This window comes from Legionella tucsonensis (assembly GCF_001468035.1).
GTDB lineage: Bacteria > Pseudomonadota > Gammaproteobacteria > Legionellales > Legionellaceae > Legionella > Legionella tucsonensis.
In genome coordinates this window covers 108,924-126,784 of the sequence record NZ_LNZA01000012.1, presented here as the reverse complement: position 1 = coordinate 126,784, position 17,861 = coordinate 108,924, and the positions used below count along the sequence as shown (strand labels likewise).

The window sequence follows — 17,861 nt, the reverse complement described above, 5'->3', positions numbered from 1 at the left end:
GCTCGTGGTCATGCAGCCAGAAAGATCGTCACCTTATATAAACAATTAATCAGAGTATTAATGATCAAATTGTTTATATATAATATAATTCCCGTCCACGCGGAAATAACCTAAATTTAGATCAAAATGTTCTCTTATGTTTAATATTGATTGTCAAAAACTCTTTTGTTTGAAAAAAGGTGAACGATCCCTTAAGCCAAGTTATTGAAAGGAGCTCTAAGCTCAACTTAATCAGCAGGAAGGTATGGCTTGTAAACTGGATCCCATACATTGTTAGCAAGCTCGTCCTCAAATCCTGATTCATTAACCCCGGCAAGATCTTCCAATATCGCCTGTTTCCCTACAGCTTTTGCAACAGCAAGACTAATTGAGCGAAGCTGTGTAAGTGGGGGCAGAAGATTGGCTGATTTATTTTCCCGAGCCGGAGAGCATGCTGCAAGAGCAAGTGCTGCAGCCTTAATCATTCCATCAGAAACTCGTTTCGCTTTGGAAGAAATAATACCTAAAGCTAAACCTGGAAAAATGTATGAATTATTTGTCTGATCAATATGATATTCTTTTCCATTAAATTGTACGGGATCAAAAGGGCTTCCTGTTCCGATTAAAGCCCGTCCTTCCGTCCAATTAAGAAGATCTTTAGGTATTGCTTCACTATGAGAAGTTGGATTGGAAAGTGGAAAAATAACCGGTCGCTCCGTGTATTTCGCCATAGAGCGTACTACTTCTTCGGTAAATGCTCCTTGCTGTGTTGAAACACCAATCAGCGCTGTAGGTTTGACGTTACGAACCACATCAAGCAATCCAATTTCCTCAGAATTGGTAACCTGCCATCCCGCCACTTCAGAACGTTTGCGGGCAAAGGTTGCCTGAGCAGCAGTCAATCCCTTATTTCCTTCTACAAGAAGCCCATATCTATCCACAGCATAGATACGATCACCAGCTTCTTGATCGTTTAATCCGGCATCTCTAAGCGCGCCACGCATCAGTTGTGCAATTCCATAACCCGTGCCACCAAAACCAAGAAAAACAATTTTTTGGTCCTTCAGTGGAATTCCAGTCACATTAATGGCAGATAGTAGGGTCCCTGTCGCCATAGCAGCAGTTCCCTGGATGTCATCATTAAAAGTGCACAGTTGATCTCGATAACGCTCCAACAACCGTGCTGCGTTCACACCTGCAAAATCTTCCCATTGCAGAAGAACATTTGGCCAACGACGTTTAACTGCAGATACAAATGTATCAACAAATTCGTCATACTCTGCACCACGAATACGATTGTGTCGCCAACCAATATAAAGAGGATCGGCTAATCGCTCTTCATTGTCTGTTCCTACATCCAGAAGAATGGGCAAACAATATTGTGGAGGAATGCCGGCCAAAGCGGTATAAAGTGCCATTTTACCTATTGGGATTCCCATTCCGCCTGCCCCTTGATCACCGAGACCAAGAATGCGTTCACCGTCACTCACGACGATACACTTAATTAAGTCATAACGTCGATGAGAAAAGATTTGATCAATCAAATTCTTGTTAGGATAACTAAGAAATAGACCTCGAGGCTTGCGGAATACTTCACTGAATTTTTGACATCCTTCCCCTACAACAGGAGTATAAACAATGGGCAACATTTCCTCGATATTATTAATGATCAACGAGTAAAAAAGGGTCTCATTGTTATCTTGGAGATCACGCAAGAAACTGTATTTCTCTAAAGAGGTTGGCAGTGCGGCCAAGCTATCTTGACGGCGTTTTTGCTGATCATGCAAAGTACTCACTTGTGGTGGTAACAAACCGTGTAGAGAGAAGGCATCCCTTTCGCTATTAGTAAACGCAGTGCCCTTGTTCAATCTGGAATTATTCAGCAGATTATAACCTGTCAATATGGTTTTGATGCTGCCATCTTTGAGATATTGAGTTTCCTGATCTGATTTTTTCATTTTCAAGGTCCTTTTATAATGAATATCTATTACAAAGCCTAAATTGAGACGCCTCCATAAACGGTTTATTCTGGCAAAGGAGAAATTCGTACTCATCGCCAGGTATTTTTCCAAATTTCCCTTCATTCCAGTCCAATTTGGCCTGCTCAATTCTTTCTTTCGAACTGGCTACAAAATTCCACCAAAGATATCGCCTTTGTTCAAGAGCCGGTCCCCCCAGAATAATCATATGTACATCCGAGGTCGCCATTACTTCGATTTCAATTCCTGTTTTAAGAATGAGCATTGTTGTGGCATCATATTGAGTAGCATTAATTTTTATCTTACCATTCAGAATATGAATTGCTCGTTCCTCTACTGTTGATGGAATGATCAACTTTGCATGAGTCTTCAATTTACATTCAACAAAAAGGGCTTCATTTTGAGTAATAACTGATGATTTTAACCCCATCCACTCTCCAGAAATAATGCGCAAACTCATATTTTTATCATCATTGTATATAGGAATTGCACTTTTATCATAATGAGTAAATGAAGGGTTGGTTTCCTCTTTGTTAAGGGGTAATGCTAACCAACATTGGATACCAAAAAAATGCTGTGGATAGAGGCGGTCTTGGTGCGGCGTACGTTCCGAATGAACAATCCCTCGGCCAGCAGTCATCAAGTTCACCTCACCGGGGACAATAATTTGATGACCGCCGAGCGTATCACGATGTTCCAGTTTCCCGGAAAATAAATACGTCATGGTTGATAAACCAATATGGGGGTGCGGGAGTATATCAATACTATTGCCCATAAGCAGTTCACTAGGACCTGCCTGGTCCCAAAAAACAAACGGACCGACAGTTCTCTTTTCCTTAGATGGTAAAATGCGATCTACTTGAAACCTGCCAAGATCAACTGATCGTGGAATAAGCGCAACGCTAACTTGCTCCGGACATCCTTGAGTCTCGCATATTGGGTCCTTTGCATTAAAATAACTCATTTTTGTATTCTCCCTGGATGACACAAGAACACAATATTGCACTGGCGTATTGAAATAAGCATAGCTCAAATTAAAAATTAAGGGGAATACTGTAAAATTATAAAAATAGAACGGTCAATCAATAAATTCTATATCAACACCAAAGTTTCTATTGTAGAAAACATACTAAAGTGAAGTGTTCATCTTAGAAATGATGAGCCTTATAGGGTTGCTTAGAAATCGTAATCAGAGCAGCTAAAGGCAACAATGGTACGTAGTACATAATTCTCCTTTATAAGATGGTTAGTAGCATAAAATTCACTTTAATTTTTCTTACATGTTTGATTAAATTTTGCTGTAAGTTCATCGAGCATATTTTGCTTTAACTTAGTTTTACCTACAGTAATATAAGAAGTGATTAATTGATTAAAACATGACTGCAACAACCCCTGATCGGGGATTTCTTTGGCCTCATCAATAGTTTTTAAATCCACATAACTCAATTTCAGATGAGCATTTGAACTCACTTCATAATATGCTTTAGCAGCACAGCAAACGGCACATGCCGCTAAATCATCATACGCTTTAACATTGGGGTCTAACTTTTTGGATAATGCAATAAGCTCATAGGCAGTAAGATTCTGACTAAAATTTAAGTGGTTATTGATTTCAGCCACATCTTGCAGCCCGCCATTACAACGATCACCATCTGCTAGAGTTTCTATCTCTAAAGTATCTGCGTTTTTTCTTTTCACTTCATGGATAGCGGTGAATTCACCAGTACCTCCGCCGCTATTAATTGTATAAAGCCAATATCGGTTTTCTCCAGCATTAAAAAATTTATAATAGCTGTACCCTTCAGCTGAGTCTGGAAACTGGGGATCTTGCCAATTATAACCAATATAACCTTTTGCCATGAGCTGAGAATTACGTCGTTTGATAACGTATTTCTCTTTTTCCAGCCCACATTTTTTCAGATCAATTGTCTTTCCTTCGAGGTTAAAAAAACACAAAGGATCTATGGGTTTATTATCAAACATTAAATCCGCAGGAACAACTGCATTAATTTTTGCAGCAAATAAATTGGAAAACAAAAAAAACCAGAATATTCTCATCTGCATTTTAAAATCACCATCAATAACCTAAGTCGCTCCAGCATAGCCACAAAAGACAATCACATCGTGAATTCTGGAATTTTATTCAACAGAATAAACCATACCGGTTTGAGCTCCTTCGACACTTTTACTATAAGCCAAAGCAACTCGATTGACTGGAACCGGTTCAAAACCACGAAAAAAAGGGGCATACCGATTCATTGCTTCCGATATGACTGTAGGACTTACTGCATTGATGCGAAGATGGTGCGGTAATTCAATCGCTGCGCTTTTTATAAAAGAATTGATTGCCCCATTGACCATAGAAGCAGACGTTCCCATAAGGATTGGATCATGGCTTAAAATACCGCTTGTTAAAGTAAATGAACCTCCTTTATTGATGTATTTGAGGCCAATTAATACGAGCCTGACTTGTCCCATCAATTTACTATTCAATCCAATAGTGTATTGTTCTTCAGTAAAAGCAGTTAACGTTTCAAAGCACACCTCACCTGTTACAGCAACAACTGCATCGAACGAACCTATTGATTTGTAAAGTAACTCAATTGAACGGGTGTCTCTAATGTCCACTTGAAAATCACCTTTAGTATGTCCCACTGTAATCACTGTGTGACGTTGTTTCAGCTCTTTACATACCGCTTCACCAATTAATCCAGTTCCGCCAACTACAATAATTTTCATTTATATTTCCTTTTTAGAGACCGAGCCATCCCATCATCTTGAACTGTGTGCTGCAAGCGAAAAGTAAGAAAAAACACAGATAAGAGATTTTTTTAACTTTTAAGTATTTGAGCATTCTTTATAAATTTGATCCAAAATTTTCACTCGAAAATTTAACATGGGATTTCTAACTTTTCAAACATCATTGATTCATTCATAATGAAAATAAATAATAAGGAAAATTATGTATCAACCCATCAATAAATTATTTTTTTACTTCCTGGCTTCGATCAGTGCGCCTGTTTTTGCTTCAGAATTTGCTCCGATTGAAATTAATCTGGATCCCAATAAACCTGTTATTTTAGCGAATACAAATAAACAAATCATCTCTATGTTATGTGAAGTACACGCCGTTTCAAGCGCAAAAAACTCAATTTCAATTCAGATAGTTAGTGGAAAGGGAAAATTCAATGGCACTACCTTTAAACAAGGTGACTATTTAGTCTGGACTTTAACCAACATGCAACAAATTCCCGTAGTGGCCGATCCTGGAACTAAAGCTCAGGTTACCGATTTAGGAACACATGCTGTAAAAGCACTATGTTACTAGAATGAGATAAAAACTAAATTTTTAAAAAGTTATAACTTACCTGCAAAACATTCAAAGGAGTGACATATTATGAATTGGTTTTTTTTAAAGAGCGTCAGTATTTTTGCTCTTACAATGCTGTTTTCCTTATCAGTTAATGCAGATTTTGCAGAGGGAGACTTTCAAACTCGTTGTACCGAAGCCTGGATGAAAAAAGCAGATGAAGCAAAAGACAAAGTAGATTTTAAAAATTTTGGCGAAAAATATTGTGGTTGTGCTGCAAAACAATCGTTAGATAATGAAGCAGCCGTTCAAAAAGCAGTTAAGGTATGTATGTCAAGAACATTGCTTCATGACACAATGGATTCTATAGAAGATGACATCGGCTTAAGCAAAGCAAAAGATAGTGATGTTGCTGATTATTGTCAGGACCGATGGGATCTTGTTCTGCCCAAACCAACTGACGAAGATAAAAAATTAATTACTGCCTATTGCGAATGCGCTAAACCTAAATTAGTCGAGCTGCTTAAAAAGTCAAATGATATGACCGATAAACAATATTATAACGAAATTGATGGTGTTGCTGATGTGTGCGCTGACAGTGCCGTCGCATCCAAACCTTCATCAACAAATTAAGTAAAATTTGCCCTCTCCTACTCATGAGAGAGGGGTTTGTTCCCTATCCCAATTGAAAAGTTCTCAACCACACATTCATTCAATTACGTGGGATCTGATACATGGATCGAAACATTCTCTAAGAATAGATAAGGTTTTTTTAGTGAATTAACCCATTTTCTTCCCCAGCATATTTGACAGGGAATGAGTCTTTTGATGCATGCAATTTTTTCTTTGGTGATATGAATCATACAGGTCCGAAACGCAATATGATATTCCAAACCCGCACCAATTTTCATTGCTATAGCATCACAATTAGGTTCGATGATCTGAGTTGCTAATGCTTCCGTTGCAAGTAGTGATACATCAGGCGTTAAATTACTATAAAGCTGACGAAATTCTCTATCATAAAAAACCATCTCTTTTTCCAAACAATAAGCATATCTCTCTCGAGTAAGCGTGAATTGACATTTGCCACTGTAGCTAAGATAAGTTGCATTTGCATGTACCTCACCCGAAATTAAAAAAAGACATAAGAAAATACTATGATATGTTTTTTTCACAATATACTCCCTGTTTCAATAGTTCAGCTTCATCTTTATTTCGAGTTAATGAAAGCGTACCTATTCAACTATAAATGTTAATGCCGCATTAATTCAACTAATCGATATGCTATGATAAATACCTGCTACAAAGTGGTACACCACATGAAATACACTAAATATGGTTATAGGATAAAACAACTCACTGAAGGTCATGGATTTTCCTGGTTATTTTTGCCCGGTGGTCCAGGATTGGGATCGGAGTACCTTACTGATTTATGTAACAAATTGCATTTTCTTGGATCAATTTTTCTTTTAGACTTTCCTCAAGATGGGACCAATACCCAGGGTGAACTGAACATCAAATATTGGCAAGAAGGATTAATTGATTTGTTAAAGTCCTTTTCCAAACCGGTATTAGTTACCCACAGTTTTTCAGGAATGTTTGCGTTAAATTTGCCCGAATTAAAAGACTCTTTAACAGGACTGGTATTAATGAATACCACGACCAAAAACAGTTTTTTCGAACATGTAAGCGCCATGCAACAGCAACATCATTTACCTGATTTGATTCCTGCAGCTGCTCAATACCATTTAACACCTTCAAATGAAACATACAAAGAATTTTGGAACACTTATAAATATTATTGTTTCACTGCCGATGAATTGAAGGAAGGGGAAAAAATCATTCCCCTTTTCGCTTTTAATAATACAGCTTATTATTATGCCATTGAACATTTTTACCCGGATTATTCCTGCAAATGGTTTCCCGAATTAATACCCACAATGACCATTGCCAGCGAACATGATTTTATTTGTCCACCCAAAATCTTCCTGGAAAATAAAGAGTTCCAAAGGAAAAATATTATAAATAAGATCATTGCTCAAGCAGGCCACGTGCCTTGGTTAATGGCCCTTAACCAAGTTCAGCATTGTTTTGGTGATTTTATAATCAAGCTGAATTCTGCAACAATGAATGAGTAAGAAGCGTTATTTTTATTGAGGAAACACAATATATCCACTAACAATCCTTATCCGCTCATTATTAACGCACTGCAGTGTACTGAAGTATCTTAAATGAAAGACATGAACCAATTATTGATTTCTATAACGCGTTATTATGTTTTAAAATTCTTAATCACCGCGTCAAGCTACGACACAAATTGTTGTTTTTGTAAGCGTGCTATAAGTTCCATATCCTCTAAACAGCGCACTCCATGATCAATGCGACATACCTTTAAGAGATCTAGAGCTTGAGTAATATAAGCAGCCGGGCCCTCTTCGCCCGCATGAGCAACGGCTAATAAACCATGAGCTCTTGCTTTATCAAATACCGAAACAAAATCTCTGGGAGGATGAGCACGCTCAGCAAAATCTAATCCCACAGCAATAAATTTATCTTGATACTTCAATGCACTTTCTAAAGTATGCAAAGCATCTTCTTCCGGCAAATCTCTTAAAAAACATAAAATCATCTCTGAGCTTATATTGAATTGTCTTTTTGCCTGTTCCAGTGCATTATGAATGCCCTCAATCACCACCCCGATATTAATACCTCGAGCAGTATGCGTTTGCGGATCAAAAAAAATTTCCGTATGCCGTACATTTTGCCGCTGTATTTTTTGAATGTAAGCCCAGGTTAAATCATAAAAATCTTCTTCAGTTTACAAAACATTGGTTCCTGCATAATAAAGATTTAAAAAAGATTGCAGATCAGTAAACTGATAGGCTGCAAAAAGTTCATCAGGATTTGTGTAGGGTAATGCAATTTTATTTCGTTCTGCTAATAAAAACATTAAATCAGGTTCAAGCGTACCCTCTATATGAATATGAAGTTCAACCTTAGGCAAGGCCATAACTCATTCATTTTATTTGATTCCGTTTTACTCACAGTCCGATTCATAACCTCTAATTTTCAGAAACTCATACAAATTCTTTTTATTTGATATTTGGAGTCAGATCCATTATGTTCTTCTAAAGAAAAATCGTCTTATCTGGGTTAATGGATGACCAACCATCTTATAAATAAAAATGTTGATATTTATAAGTATCCAAGTGAATTCGAGCACAATTTAGGTTCGATCACCCTCGGTGATTTACATGGCAACCCAATCAAACTCATCCACTTCCTCTTTCGCCATCAAATTATTCAATTTAAAGATGAAGTTAAAAATACTGAAGAAGCTTATCAACAATTTGTGACACTTTATGAGCAGTATGGTGAGATTCTTCAAGAATATCTGGAAAACCGTGTTCTTTTACAATTTACCCAAGTAAAAATCGACAATGCAAAAGAACGAATTGCAAATCTGGATAAACAATTAATTGAAACAAATAAAGAAACACAACAATATCAGACTTTGGCCCAATTGCGGCAACAAACACTGGAAAAATTACATGCAGCTGAAGAAGAACAGAGAAAATTAAAACAAAAACTAAGCGCCCCCCAAAATAAGTTGGTTGACTGTATTGCCCAATTTAATCACTTCATGGCTCAATTGAGAGTCTGTGACAATCAAACAATAGTTCGTCTTTTAGGTGATGAAATTGCTGATCGTGGAAACTGTGATTATTTCACATTAAGAATTCTTAATTTGCTTCATCGAAATCATTGCCCATTAACCATTCTTGTTTCTAACCACGGTAGTGAATTTATTTACGCATATGAGCAACTGATAGCAGGACATCCATTTGCGCCCCCAGGTTATATCGGTGATTTTCAAACCCCTTCGTTTTTTGGGCTTAAGCTTTTACTTGCTCAAGAAATTATTCCTCATTCAGAGTTAATCCATTTAGTTAATGAAAGCTATAAACCTACTTTAAAGATCCTGGATTACACAATAAGCGCAAAGGGAGTCACGTTATTTAGTCATGCTCCCATCCGCTTTGACGCTCTACAGTTGATGGCCAAAAGTCTTGGGGTGAACTATGATGACTCCACGAGTGAAGCCTTAGCAATAACGATTGATCAAATGAATCACCAATTTCAATCCTATGTTGAGAGCAATACCATTCATTCACTCTTTCATACTGATGCGATTCACGACAAAACCAATATGTCAGCACAGGAAAGAGCGGCATGGCCTTTAATTTATTTTTTCTGGAATCGCTGGGATGAAACGAAAGAAACTGAAACCGCGAGACCAGCTACGCACAATGGATACACTATTAATTATGTCCATGGACATGATGGATTTCAGAGTGCCCTAGCTCATATTTATAACCTAGATACTCTTTGCGGTAAGGATCCACGAAAAACTGAAGATCAACAAATCGAACAGGCATTTCGTTATATTATTGAAAATCGCAATAAAATTGTAGATAAAACACCATCAGAATTCTATCTTCGCCATGTTTTAAGATATAAAGTTCTAAATTCAGATGAACATCGCTTAGAACTCAATGAACAAAAGAAACTGGAGCCTCTTAAAGTTTCCCTAAATAATGAACTCAATGGCAGCATAAAAAAATTAGGCCTGCTGGGAAAACCTGTCGAACATCACCCAACGCCATTTATTGAGTTAAAATCGCCGGCAACCAACCCGAGTCCAAGAGAATGGATCGTCGCGTCAGAGAAACAAGAAGACAAAATAATATTTTTTTCTTCTTTAAGTTTAACCAGCTAAAAAACCTATGAACAATAAGGTCGCAGCCTGGGAAAACGAAGCAAAGCCCAGGCCTAAGGTAGTTAGTTAGTCTGTTAGCAGTACTTATCGTTGATGTTGAAAAAATAATTTCTTATCACCATAATTTGAGGCTAATAAAGGACTTTCCAGCATTAATGTCCCTATATGATATTCTGAGCCTTGGTATTCTCCATATATTTCATAGAGGGGTCCCATAGGTACTTGTAAAAAGGAAACTCTAAAATCTTCACGTGAATTTTCTGGAATCAAGTCTTTGACTAAATCAGTCGGTCTGAAATAGATTCGCTCAGGAAATATTGGAATACCTTTGAATCTACCCTCACTCGTCCAAGCAGCTAAATGCCACAGAGGCAGATTATTCGCGGGATCTCGAGTGAATTCAAATATTTTCTCAATTGCAGTCAGCGTCCAACTTGTAGGATGAGGGATTTGATTTGAAAAATCTTTTGCAAAATAATTCCAATTCTCTTTTTGTCCCTCAAGTAAATTCATTATGTGCAGATTTAAAGATGGATGCTTGGAGACTAAAATTTTAACTGCCAAACCAGGAATATAATTGTCGTCAGCAGGAGGAATCGCCAAAGAAAGACGTGCTAGACCAATTCCGCCGGACTGGTAAATACCGGTAAAAGGATGGCCTGCTGCAGGGATTAAAGCAATTTTTCCTACTGAACCATTAGCATGAATAATTTTTACTCGACCTTCTGGTATTTCATCACTGGCATGATCAAATGTAGGTTTTAAGTTAAACAATCCTTTTACTTTTTCAAGTACTTCATTATAACTGTTGCCAGTCAGCGGAGGCAAAGACTCTTCTGCATTGCTTAAAGTAATTTCATTCCATAATAAATCTTGCTTTTCAGCAGCAGATAAATCCTGATAATCGCAGGGTAACTGAGCATATAAACCAAAACTCATGAAAAAATAGATAAGTCCATTCATAATCAAAGTCGAACAACGGCGCATCAAAACCTCCTTGTTATTAAAGTTTATTTTTATGAACAGAGTATACGAAATAGAAAAGCTTTCCTAATATTTTTTGAGAACATACGTGTTGCTGTGCGCAGCAACACGTAACCGGGGTTAACAAACACCCCTCTCTTTCAAGTTCCATCTCGCTGTCATAGTTTACTTTTTGATAGGTTAATTAGAATTTCATAAAATGATCATAAATAGCACGACTAGCAAGGGCTATAGCGCGACTGCGTGGATAATCACTGGCTGATTTTGATTTCACATATACTGCAATCGCAATATGTCCTTTATTATGAGGCAAGGTAATAATCCCAACATCGCTAACAAAACGATATAGTTTTTTAGAGCCAGGATATCTTAAATAGTCTGGTTCATAGATTGACCAGGTTCCTGTTTTATGCGCCACTTTCACATTGGCAGGCAATAATCCTTTTATTCTGCTGCGACCCGTGCGGCATTGTTCCATAATTTTCATAAGAAGGTCAGTACTTGATTCTGACAGTACTTGTTTTTTGTATAATTTTACGAGCAGTTTTGCCATATCATCCGGTGTCGTAGTGTCGCGTATGTCTTTTTCAAAGCGCTTCCAGGCTTGTTGTTTCTCTTTAAGGGGAACACGATTCGATATTTTTTGCCAGGAATGCACTGGTTGGCGTTTTTTTAAAAAGGAACGATCCACATGATTTGTATCAATAAACATTTCCATAATGGATCGATTAATGAAAATATTTTTGAATCCTAATGCATTCATCCATTTTGCTACATATTGAGGACCATTTACCGCCTGCAATAGTGCATCACTTGCACTATTATCGCTATTTTTGAGTGTATGCATCAGTATTTGTTCTAAAGAAATATTCAGTTTTTTCTTTTCAAATAAATAATGCAAAGCTCCGGATCCAGGAACCGAATTCCGTGAATCCATTCTTATCATGCGATTCAATGAGTCTTTTTTCTCATCAACACGATGCAAAAAAGCCATCGCAATGGGCAATTTGATGGTACTTGCCATGAAAAAACGTTGGTTACTGTTATGCGCGATTACCTTATTTTTCTCTATATAAATAGCAGCAAGCCCTATCACCGTATTCGATTTTTGTTCAATATCTTTTATTTTTTTAATCAACTCTGTAGCATTCTGACTCGCAAAACCACTCACTGAAAATACAATACTAAAAAGCCAACACAGTAAAGTACTTTTTTTCCCTAAAATATGAGCACGCTGCGCCAGTAATTTTATTTTCATAAAATATTTAATCCCTTTCTCAATATATTTTTATGCAATTTTTAGCTCAAGAAATCGACAATACGCTATCATTTAAATCGAATCGAAAAAAATTACACCAAAACTGTCCCTATCAGCATGTAACAGTCCATAGTTTATGAAGGTTTGTGATGAGATAAGGGTTCAATCCTCTTTGTACTGCATCTTGATTCATTTTCACAGTGCAATAAATTGTACAAAGCATTAAGCTAATTTTTATTCTATTTTTTCATGGATTACAATCAGTTTTTTCATGCTTGAGACGATATAAGTTTTAGCCTCAAGACAAAAGATACTAGATAAAAATAGGAGGGCACGCTCCTTTCTTTATCTGCAACAATTTCGCTTACTCGCACAGAAATCATCTATCTTACACGAAGGCGGCTCTTTCTGTGCAGGTGATAACTCATTCTTCAAACAAGACAGCTAAAAAACCTCCTTAATAAGACGCTCCATAATACCCCACCATATTGGCAATGGTAATAGTATTGGCATAATTGCTGCACGTACTGTCCTTTGTCATATTCCAGTTAAATATTCCTGCTAAACCAATGTATGGTGGATAATCAGGAGCGCAGTTTGTTTCCTGGGTGTCAATCCCATTAGCAATTTGCTTTTTAGGATAGCCTATAGTAATAAGTGCATTAAAAAAAATCTTACCCCAATTGCCATCAGCAAAATAAGTTTGAATGTTAATTAAATCAAAAATCTTAGCATTTAATACATCTATTTGTGTTGCTTCAATGCCACCGGGTTCATCATTATTGCCAGCAGGAGTAATGGTGAGATAATAAGGTTTGCCATCTTGAAGTGATGCATAATTTAATGCATTCCTTAAATTAGCAATCACGCCATCGAAATGGGCCTGGGGAATGGAACCGCTGGAATCACCTATACTTTCATCATCAATATCAAGACCATCCAGATGATTGTTGCGAATAAACTGAATCACACTGGGTACGAAAATATTGGCATGATTCACATAGTCATTATTAATGTAGCTCCAATCATTTTTTCCCCATCCCAACGAAATTAAAATTTTTATATTCGGATTACCAACACGCGCTGATTGCACTAATAGGGCCAAACGGGCAGGTTCATGAGGTTGGCCTCGTTCGTAAGTAAAAATTGCACCGTTTTGCTGCGCATAAGTATGGGCAAAAGCTACAAAAATAGCACTAACCCGTTTAAAAGGAGGAGTGGGGGCTTGATTTGGCGGTAACCATTGTCCTGCACCAGAATTATAAATTGGGTAATAGGTACCGGCGTAAGGAAGAGGAAATTGGCTACTTGGAAGTGCTTTTGTTGCTGTCACTTTAATACGATTACGCAATACAGGTACAGAGCACACCGCCCGATTATAAGCGCAAATACGGGGCATTAATGTGAATCTAGCACTGTGGCTGATTCCTTGTAGAGAGACTATAAAGGAACAGGTAGCTCCCGCAGCCAAAGTGACACAGGTATTGCTGTTTAAAGAGACTTTCAGATTATTTGTTATTGCTCCATAATTAGGGTTGATTGTAAGGCCGCTCAGTGTTTTTGACGTGGTATTTTTCGCGGTATAAGTAATATAAGTAGAACCGGTTTGAGAAATGACAATTGGGCTTGAGCTGCTTGGTGTAATTTCTACTATAGAAGCCGCTTGTGCAGCAGTCAGAGACAACATCCACCATAAACTGAGCATCTTGCACATTGTATATTTTTTCATCTTCATCCATCCTTGTTAACCAAAAGAAAGCGCCAGGGTAAATATAATTCCTTGTGTATAAAGATTTTTAACCGTCAATCGATCCTTAGAAGTTTGTGCTGCAGAATGGCCTAAAGTACCTTGGTCTAAATTAAAATATTGATAGCCTGCAGACGCATAATATTGCACATGATGTTGTTTATCATCCCACAGCAGGTATTCAAGACCCGTACCTAATTCATAGGAAAAAGTCTGTTTTGTATGATTGTTAAAACGTGCTGCAGGGGCAGCGCTTAAAAAAAGATCAGTCGGCTTTTCTTGATACGCATAAAAACGATTCCAGCTTGGACCAATACCGATTAAAGCATAAGGTTTCAAAGCATATTTTGAGTAAATTGCTTTAGCTTCAACCATCAGTGATGTGCTTTTTGCATAAAAATTATAATTCAAGGTATCAAAAAGGCCTTCATTGATAAACGGGAATTCCGTTCCTGTTACTTGGCCTAGCGCAAAAAAATACCCCGAAACCCCCAAAGATAATTGATAAAATGAAAACCATGATTTTTCAAAAGTATGATTTGTTCCTATAACCCAAAAACCTTGCCAGTTTGTTTTGGCATTGGTTTGGTAGCCGTTTGTAATGACCTCATTAATTTCCACCAGAGGTTCATTTTTGAGAGTCGAAAAGTTAAGCCCCCCAGAAACAAAAAAACTGATTTGATTGGCATTACCAGAAAAAGAGAACATAAAAAAAATAAATAAAAGGATAAGCACTTTTAGTTTGACTTCCATATCAATTTAGTCCTAAGTTGTAAAATTTTCCAAAACAAACAATATTATCTGAAAAACAAGTAGCAACTCAATAAAGAGAAAGTGTCAATTGCAGGCAGGGACTCACATACAAAATGCCAAAAGAAGAATAATTTGATTTTTACTAAAGTTTCTTTATCAAAGCTACACTATGAAAAAGCATTTTGAATCAGACTTTAGATCCTGTGATAAAATAAGAATTTTCCATATAAATCCGCAGCTCGCTCTATTCACTGGTAACTAAGTTAAACCAACCTCTTTAAAAAGCTGACTCAATCCTTCACGATAAGAAGGGTAGCGTAGATTTATTTTAAGTTCTGTTTTAATTTTAGCGTTAGAAACCCGGCGATTACTTGCATAAAACTGCTTTTCCATTGGTGACATGATTGCTGTTTCGTAGGATATGAGAGGTAAGGGTTGACAGCCAAGTAATGATGCAGCGTACGCATCAACAATATGGGCTGAAGTCGGTTCATCATCAGCAACATTATAAACTGAATAAGACTGGTTTTTTTTTATCGATGCGAGAATAACCGAAGCAATATCTGCAACATGCACTCTGGAAAAATACTGTCCTTTCTTATAAATACTTGCTTTTTTTCCCGCAATAATACGTTCAATTGCATTTCTTTGTGGTCCATAAATTCCTGCCAATCGGAAAATATGAAGTGGAATTTCTTGTTGTCTGGCAAAAGACTTCCATTTATTCTCGGTTATTAATCTTAATTTACCCTGTACTTCTGCTGCCATAGAATTGGATTCTTCAGTTACCCAAGCACCTTGATGATCCCCATAAACACTTGTAGAAGACAGATACCCCAGCCATTGGATATGCGATCTATTTTGACTGATTAAGTCGCTAAAACAGGAAAGTACGGGGTCTCCTATTTTTTCTGAAGGTGGAATACATACTAAAATATGGGTTGCTTGACTTAAATGAGGTGTTATTTCATTCTCAAAAAAATCAATAAGTTTGTAATTCTCTTGCGCACTATTTAGAATCTTATTCTTATCTCGAGTTGTGCCAATCACATTGAAATTTAATTCAAGCAGTTCTCTGGCTAAAAATTTAGCAGTATATCCGAAACCAAAGATAAAAAAACAAGGAGATGCAGAATGATTTTCCATAGCGAACAAACCCATACATTTTTTCAAAATAAGAGCCCACGCTTAGATGCAGCGCAGTGGAACCCGGGAAGCATATGAATAAACGCCTTAACTCTGGGTTCGCTACGCTACACACCCAGGCTACATTTTAATTCGTTTGATAAGTCGAGAATCGCACTAGCGTGGAATATTTTTACTACTACCCCTCACTAATTTCATGACCCGATTAAGAAAATCTGGTCCCGGATCGTTTTTATCAGTTTGGTAATTCGGATCTCGTTCGAGCCAAAGGGGGGTCTTTTTAAAATTCAAATATTCATTATGGCCAATAACATATTTTATTTCCGGATATTTCTTTTTAAGATAACACACTAAAAATGCATTTGCCTTTGTTTGTGCTTCCGTTAGATCATCCTTACTGTCTATTCCCCCTACATTTTCAATACCAATCGCATAATGATTCAAGCCTATAACATGTCTTGCCATCCAGTTTTCGGGCATGAGTTGATAAATCGTTCCGTCACGATCCACTAAAAAATGACTTGATACGTTCAAGTTACCAGGCAATTCTTTAATGCGTGGTGAATTTTGAGGGAATGTAGGTGGATTAAAAACTCGAAAGGTTGCCTTAAAGGTGGGAATACAGGTCCAATGCAACACAATCATTTTCGGTTCAATTTCAATTGACCTAGAATCAATTCCATAATGAGTTAATTGATATTGTCTTGTTAAAGCAATGCGTTTTTCATCGAATTGAATCGGTGCCTTATGAATTTTTTGCACATCATAGCAAGAAAATGCATGCACCAGAGAAGTTATAAAAAATGAGCAATACAGGAGAATTTTCATATTATTTTTTTAGTACCATAAAATAGGCAGTCACATAATCGGGTAAATGGCGGGTTGCTTGAGAAAAGGCTTCTCTTCCTGCATAACTACCCGCTAGAAAATCAACTTGATACAAATTATTCTGGAATGCACCGCCGGTATCAGCAAAAATACCGATTCGTGTCATCATTTTTCCCTTCTGACCTGGATACTGTACCATCAAAAGCTTTCCCAAACCAAATTGTTCGAGATCAGCAGCAAAAGTCACCTCCGTATTCACTGTAATTTTATGATCCGCATCTTTTCCATAACCTTTAATACCCATTACCGGTTTAAAATACCAGTAACGCTCTTGCTGATAAGGATTTTTGGTTTTGTCATAAGCAATATTGTTGCATCGATGCACGTTAAAGATTTTTTTTTGATGATTCGGGTAATCGGTGATAATGGTCCCTTGCATTAATGCTGCCTCCAAATCATCTCGATTGAGATAGGCGAGAGGAGGAACATTTTTATTTGTCAATGCACCTTTTAATATGGCTTGCTTCCCATATTGGAATCGTGTCAGCCCAGGTTTTGCATCTGCTTCTTCAAGTGTTAGTTGCTCTTCATCTCCAGGAAGTCCATAAAGAGCTAAAGGAAAGGCCACACTGCGTTTCGTTGATGCTTTAGCACGATGCACATAATACTTAGTCATTAGAATTTTATCTGAGGGCAAATGAGCTATGAGTGATTTTTTCACTCTTAATGGTTTGGCTTGTTCCAGATCGGGATACCAGCGAACGAAATCAAAGTGCTTTTTAATAAAAGCAGGATTATTTAATTCATTTTGGTGGCGACAAATAAAGATTAAAGTATCTTTGACACGTGAAAGAGGTATCGCAAAAACTTTCCCTTCGTGAACAACACGAGGATCATATTGACTGCCTTTATTTAAATAAGCCAACGTTTCTTTGGCTGTCGCACATAATGCAGGTCCATTAATGTCATACTGGGCAGAAGAAGAAGGCTCTGCAGGTACAAAATGTGGGGCAGCAAACGATTGGATCGTCACTAACATGCCATAAAAGAAGTTTTTTATTTTCATGGGTTCCAATCACTATTGTTAAAACAGAATA

General features: G+C 37.2%; 16 protein-coding genes and 1 pseudogene. 4 read left to right on the top strand and 13 right to left on the bottom strand.

Going from position 1 to position 17,861, the window contains the following annotated elements:
• Positions 1–227: 227 nt before the first annotated feature.
• From Ltuc_RS14560 to Ltuc_RS14545, 4 genes are all read right to left on the bottom strand, one after another.
• Positions 228–1,937: an NAD-dependent malic enzyme gene (locus tag Ltuc_RS14560; RefSeq protein WP_058522083.1), complete on the bottom strand. Its 1,710-nt coding sequence runs from the start codon at positions 1,935–1,937 to the stop codon at positions 228–230.
• Between the two features lie 13 nt (positions 1,938–1,950).
• Positions 1,951–2,922, bottom strand: coding sequence for a pirin family protein (locus tag Ltuc_RS14555; protein WP_133138322.1), 972 nt, complete (start codon positions 2,920–2,922; stop codon positions 1,951–1,953).
• A gap of 302 nt (positions 2,923–3,224) precedes the next feature.
• On the bottom strand, positions 3,225–4,022 hold the full coding sequence (locus Ltuc_RS14550; RefSeq protein WP_058522082.1) for a hypothetical protein: 798 nt from the start codon (positions 4,020–4,022) through the stop codon (positions 3,225–3,227).
• Between the two features lie 75 nt (positions 4,023–4,097).
• Positions 4,098–4,697: a short chain dehydrogenase gene (locus Ltuc_RS14545; protein WP_058522081.1), complete on the bottom strand. Its 600-nt coding sequence runs from the start codon at positions 4,695–4,697 to the stop codon at positions 4,098–4,100.
• Between the two features lie 223 nt (positions 4,698–4,920).
• On the opposite strand from Ltuc_RS14545, the gene Ltuc_RS14540 reads away from it, so the two are divergent.
• Positions 4,921–5,286 carry a hypothetical protein gene (locus Ltuc_RS14540; protein WP_058522080.1) on the top strand — a complete coding sequence of 122 codons (366 nt, stop codon included), beginning with the start codon at positions 4,921–4,923 and terminating at the stop codon, positions 5,284–5,286.
• Positions 5,287–5,355: 69 nt separating this feature from the next.
• Entirely contained in the window at positions 5,356–5,901 is a 546-nt protein-coding gene (locus Ltuc_RS14535; protein ID WP_058522079.1) for a hypothetical protein, read from the top strand.
• 83 nt (positions 5,902–5,984) lie between these two features.
• Here the strand turns inward: Ltuc_RS14535 and Ltuc_RS14530 are convergent, their stop codons facing one another.
• Positions 5,985–6,443 (bottom strand): lysozyme inhibitor LprI family protein, encoded by a 459-nt coding sequence (locus Ltuc_RS14530; protein WP_238584164.1) that lies wholly within the window; start codon positions 6,441–6,443, stop codon positions 5,985–5,987.
• 144 nt (positions 6,444–6,587) lie between these two features.
• On the opposite strand from Ltuc_RS14530, the gene Ltuc_RS14525 reads away from it, so the two are divergent.
• Entirely contained in the window at positions 6,588–7,406 is an 819-nt protein-coding gene (locus Ltuc_RS14525) for an alpha/beta hydrolase family protein (RefSeq protein ID WP_058522077.1), read from the top strand.
• Positions 7,407–7,573: 167 nt separating this feature from the next.
• Here the strand turns inward: Ltuc_RS14525 and add are convergent.
• Positions 7,574–8,278: pseudogene (gene add, locus Ltuc_RS14520) on the bottom strand (adenosine deaminase).
• Between the two features lie 150 nt (positions 8,279–8,428).
• Between add and wip the strand changes: the two are divergent.
• Positions 8,429–10,048, top strand: coding sequence for a Dot/Icm T4SS effector Wip (wip, locus tag Ltuc_RS14515; RefSeq protein WP_058522076.1), 1,620 nt, complete (start codon positions 8,429–8,431; stop codon positions 10,046–10,048).
• Between the two features lie 84 nt (positions 10,049–10,132).
• Here wip and Ltuc_RS14510 read toward each other — a convergent pair whose 3' ends face one another.
• From Ltuc_RS14510 to Ltuc_RS14480, 7 genes are all read right to left on the bottom strand, one after another.
• On the bottom strand, positions 10,133–11,035 hold the full coding sequence (locus Ltuc_RS14510) for a hypothetical protein (protein ID WP_058522075.1): 903 nt from the start codon (positions 11,033–11,035) through the stop codon (positions 10,133–10,135).
• A 181-nt stretch (positions 11,036–11,216) separates the two neighbouring features.
• A complete protein-coding gene (gene bla, locus Ltuc_RS14505) occupies positions 11,217–12,290 on the bottom strand; it encodes a class A beta-lactamase (RefSeq protein ID WP_058522074.1) in 1,074 nt (357 codons plus the stop codon).
• 457 nt (positions 12,291–12,747) lie between these two features.
• A complete protein-coding gene (locus Ltuc_RS14500) occupies positions 12,748–14,019 on the bottom strand; it encodes a glycoside hydrolase family 18 protein (RefSeq protein WP_058522073.1) in 1,272 nt (423 codons plus the stop codon).
• A gap of 15 nt (positions 14,020–14,034) precedes the next feature.
• Positions 14,035–14,790 (bottom strand): hypothetical protein, encoded by a 756-nt coding sequence (locus Ltuc_RS14495; RefSeq protein ID WP_058522072.1) that lies wholly within the window; start codon positions 14,788–14,790, stop codon positions 14,035–14,037.
• 258 nt (positions 14,791–15,048) lie between these two features.
• Positions 15,049–15,936 carry an SDR family oxidoreductase gene (locus Ltuc_RS14490; RefSeq protein WP_058522129.1) on the bottom strand — a complete coding sequence of 296 codons (888 nt, stop codon included), beginning with the start codon at positions 15,934–15,936 and terminating at the stop codon, positions 15,049–15,051.
• Positions 15,937–16,092: 156 nt separating this feature from the next.
• Positions 16,093–16,764 carry an N-acetylmuramoyl-L-alanine amidase gene (locus Ltuc_RS14485; RefSeq protein ID WP_058522071.1) on the bottom strand — a complete coding sequence of 224 codons (672 nt, stop codon included), beginning with the start codon at positions 16,762–16,764 and terminating at the stop codon, positions 16,093–16,095.
• Between the two features lies 1 nt (position 16,765).
• Entirely contained in the window at positions 16,766–17,830 is a 1,065-nt protein-coding gene (locus Ltuc_RS14480) for a hypothetical protein (protein ID WP_058522070.1), read from the bottom strand.
• Positions 17,831–17,861 lie beyond the last annotated feature (31 nt).

Excerpts from the sequence above, each read along its gene's own strand:
- Ltuc_RS14560 (WP_058522083.1), bottom strand. The coding sequence starts at position 1,937 with ATGAAAAAATCAGATCAGGAAACTCAATATCTCAAAGATGGCAGCATC.
- Ltuc_RS14555 (WP_133138322.1), bottom strand. The coding sequence starts at position 2,922 with ATGAGTTATTTTAATGCAAAGGACCCAATATGCGAGACTCAAGGATGT.
- Ltuc_RS14550 (WP_058522082.1), bottom strand. The coding sequence starts at position 4,022 with ATGCAGATGAGAATATTCTGGTTTTTTTTGTTTTCCAATTTATTTGCT.
- Ltuc_RS14545 (WP_058522081.1), bottom strand. The coding sequence starts at position 4,697 with ATGAAAATTATTGTAGTTGGCGGAACTGGATTAATTGGTGAAGCGGTA.
- Ltuc_RS14540 (WP_058522080.1), top strand. The coding sequence starts at position 4,921 with ATGTATCAACCCATCAATAAATTATTTTTTTACTTCCTGGCTTCGATC.
- Ltuc_RS14535 (WP_058522079.1), top strand. The coding sequence starts at position 5,356 with ATGAATTGGTTTTTTTTAAAGAGCGTCAGTATTTTTGCTCTTACAATG.
- Ltuc_RS14525 (WP_058522077.1), top strand. The coding sequence starts at position 6,588 with ATGAAATACACTAAATATGGTTATAGGATAAAACAACTCACTGAAGGT.
- wip (WP_058522076.1), top strand. The coding sequence starts at position 8,429 with ATGACCAACCATCTTATAAATAAAAATGTTGATATTTATAAGTATCCA.
- Ltuc_RS14510 (WP_058522075.1), bottom strand. The coding sequence starts at position 11,035 with ATGCGCCGTTGTTCGACTTTGATTATGAATGGACTTATCTATTTTTTC.
- bla (WP_058522074.1), bottom strand. The coding sequence starts at position 12,290 with ATGAAAATAAAATTACTGGCGCAGCGTGCTCATATTTTAGGGAAAAAA.
- Ltuc_RS14500 (WP_058522073.1), bottom strand. The coding sequence starts at position 14,019 with ATGAAAAAATATACAATGTGCAAGATGCTCAGTTTATGGTGGATGTTG.
- Ltuc_RS14495 (WP_058522072.1), bottom strand. The coding sequence starts at position 14,790 with ATGGAAGTCAAACTAAAAGTGCTTATCCTTTTATTTATTTTTTTTATG.
- Ltuc_RS14490 (WP_058522129.1), bottom strand. The coding sequence starts at position 15,936 with ATGGAAAATCATTCTGCATCTCCTTGTTTTTTTATCTTTGGTTTCGGA.
- Ltuc_RS14485 (WP_058522071.1), bottom strand. The coding sequence starts at position 16,764 with ATGAAAATTCTCCTGTATTGCTCATTTTTTATAACTTCTCTGGTGCAT.
- Ltuc_RS14480 (WP_058522070.1), bottom strand. The coding sequence starts at position 17,830 with ATGAAAATAAAAAACTTCTTTTATGGCATGTTAGTGACGATCCAATCG.